General features: G+C 62.5%; 3 protein-coding genes. All 3 read left to right on the top strand.

Translation table 11 applies throughout. From position 1 onward, the window contains the following. Nucleotides 1-1,224: amidohydrolase family protein (locus ACESNG_RS21160; protein ID WP_373070711.1), on the top strand; the 1,224-nt coding region annotated here is incomplete at its 5' end. Nucleotides 1,225-1,574: 350 nt separating this feature from the next. Beyond that, nucleotides 1,575-1,847, top strand: coding sequence for a hypothetical protein (locus ACESNG_RS21165; RefSeq protein ID WP_373070713.1), 273 nt, complete (start codon nucleotides 1,575-1,577; stop codon nucleotides 1,845-1,847). Between the two features lie 536 nt (nucleotides 1,848-2,383). After that, the coding region (locus ACESNG_RS21170; protein WP_373070715.1) for a hypothetical protein at nucleotides 2,384-2,919 on the top strand (536 nt) is incomplete at its 3' end.

Consider the following 2,919-nt stretch of genomic DNA (forward strand, 5'->3'; position numbering starts at 1 on the left):
AGTTTCACAGCGTGGGCGTCCGCGCTCGAGGCGGCACGACCCGCAGTGAACGTGGCGGCAATGATCGGGTTGGGGAGTGTGCGCGGGGCGGTGGTCGGTGACGACGACCGAAAGGCGACGGCTGACGAGCTGCAACGCATGGTGCGCATGGTGGAGCAGGCCATCACCGCCGGCGCCTGCGGGGCGTCTACCGGACTGGAATACACGCCTGGTGCCTTCGCGACTCCGGCGGAGTTGATCGCGCTTTGTCGCCCGCTGGCCGCCAAGCGGTTGCCGTATGCGACACATATGCGCAACGAAGACGACCGCGTGCTCGACTCCATCGACGAGTCGATTGCGGTGGCGCGTGGAGCCGGCTGCGCGCTACAGATCTCGCATCTCAAAATGCAGGGTACCCGTAACTGGCCCAAGCTCGACACCGCCTTGGCGCGCATCGCGACGGCACGCGCGGCGGGTATCGACGTGCAGTTCGATGTGTATCCGTACGAAGCGTATTCCACCGGACTCACCAATCTGTTTCCGGTGTGGAGTCGCGACGGCGGGACGGCCGCTTTCCTGGCGCGGCTTCAAGACCCCACGGTGGCGCCGCGCATTCGTGCTGAGGCGCTGGCCAAGGTGGAGCTGATTGGCGGCTGGGAGAACGTACAAGTCTCGCGCGTGGCCGACGCCATCGACCGCGACGCTGAGGGTAAGCGCATGGGAACGTACGCCGCGGCCAAGGGGATGGACCCGTATCTGGCGGCGATCGGCCTGCTGGAGCGCAATCGGGCCGACGTGGGCATGCTGGGTTTCGCCATGAGCGAAGACACCATCGACCGCTTGCTGGCGCATGAGTTCAGTATGGTCTGCTCCGATGGCGGCGCGTTCGCGATCGACGGACCGACCCGTCGCGGCAGCCCGCATCCGCGCGGCGCCGGCACCTTTCCGCGCGTCCTCGGTCGCTTTGTGCGCGAGCGGAAGGCGCTGTCGCTAGCCAGTGCGATCCGAAAGATGACCGCGGTGCCCGCGGCCCGCGTGCACTTGGCTGATCGTGGCGTGCTCGCCGCCGGGATGGCCGGCGACGTGGTGGTATTCGATGCGGCCCGCGTGGCTGATACCGCCACCTTTGCCAACCCTTTTCAGTACCCGCTGGGTATCGCGGCGGTGGTGGTGAATGGTGCGATTGCCGTGCGCGACGGGCAGCGGCCGTCGGCTGGGGCGGGGCGGGTGCTCCGTCCGGCGTAGGTGCTCTTAGCGGACTCCGCGAGCGTTCTCGCTGTTCGCGCGCACCGCGCTGCGGTGAACGCGTACCGCAACACCGCGTTGACAATTCGCAGTCAAACGGTTAAGAATGCTCGGAAAGACGTTGCGCATGAAGTGATCCGCGTACCTCCATCGAAAGTGCGATGCAACTGACTGATGAAGTAGTTGATACTAGGTGGACGTACGTGCTTGGTACCTGTCCAGAACTGCTGGCGAGGTTCGACGCGCTTGACCTACGGTTGAGCGCTACACGAGCAGCGGCGGCCATGGGTATGCGTGACGGCGCGTTTCTCGAACGCTGATTGCGGGGGCGGAGCGTGCCACGATTTCGCGTGTTGCGCGATTGGTATTACGTCACACAAATGCATCGGCGCGCCACTTCAATGGGCGGAATGATCGCTGTCGCAAAAGAACTCGGTGCGTATCAATCAATTTTGAGCCGTTTCGTGATGCGCGTTACCGGTCAGGCTTGGCGAGACTTTGGGAAGGGCAGTGCCATGGACGTTCGACGTCGTTGTGTAGAAGTATGGGTGGCAGATCGTCCGACCCTGCTCTTTCAAGAGGCTCAAGGCAAGGTCGCGAAGGCACAGGACAGCAGTCGATAGCGTTTCTTCAAGCGAGGCACGCTCCAGTTTCGCAAGAATGGCATCCGTCCCACGTGGCCGGACAACATACGTGCAGGGCAGAGCACGGTACGAAATGGCGACGCGACACGGTCCTCGTGCGTGTACTCTTTAGCGATTGATCCCCAACTACTATAGGTTGCGGCCAAATGACGAAGTTGATGTCTCGTACCTCGTCCGGATGGGCTGAAGTGCGGCCTCGATGCGATCATCGAGTGGATGCTCGAAGCATTTGACTTTGCTGGGCTATCGCGAAGAATGAATTCGTTCAATAGCATCGTGCTATGCATGAATCATTTGGGCTGACTGTTGGAGCATACCCATCGAGTCCGTTACGCCGCGCGCCATCGGCGCACTCCTCCACGAGGGGCATGAGAGTGCCAGAAGTATCGAAGAAGACCGGAGTTGCCGCATTGGCCCGAAGTACGTTCTCGGCCGCTCGTGGCAGCGGCTCGCGCATCCTTCGTGATGTGCGAGGAGTCGTCAGTGCGCTGGCAGGAGGAGCTTCCGGAGGGCTATTGATCGCCGGGCCGGTCCTGCTGGCAAGCTGCTCTGTGGCCCCGAATGATATTGCAGCAACCACGCGCGAAACCGGCCGTAGCCGGTGGCACTTCGCCGATCTACCCGTCCCAGTTTCTTCAAGTTCGCCTGCTGGCACGGTGTCCCTGATCGAGACCGGTCGCTTCGGCTCGGCGGATGGCGCGGACTGGCTCAGTAACGTTGGATCTATTGCTGTCTCGGATCGCGTCCTAGTCGTCTCAACACCAAAGACCTGCGAGCTCGTCGTCTTCGAAAGAAGCTCGCGCAAAGTCCTCAATCGATTTGGCAGTTGCGGAGAAGGTCCCGATGAGTTCGATCGACCGTCGGCGATTGCGCTGCACGGCGACACCTTGGTCGTAACGGATCGTCGAGGCGTACGCGTTCGGTGGCTGAGTCTTGAGGGCCTCTCCATTCGAGAAGCCCGCATCGATCCGCCACTCGCTCCGAGCGGCGAGCGCTGGACGTTCGTAGCGCCCTTGGGTGACTCAGGGCTGCTACTAGGCGCTGCACTGGA

The organism is Gemmatimonas sp., assembly GCF_041689975.1.
GTDB lineage: Bacteria > Gemmatimonadota > Gemmatimonadetes > Gemmatimonadales > Gemmatimonadaceae > Gemmatimonas.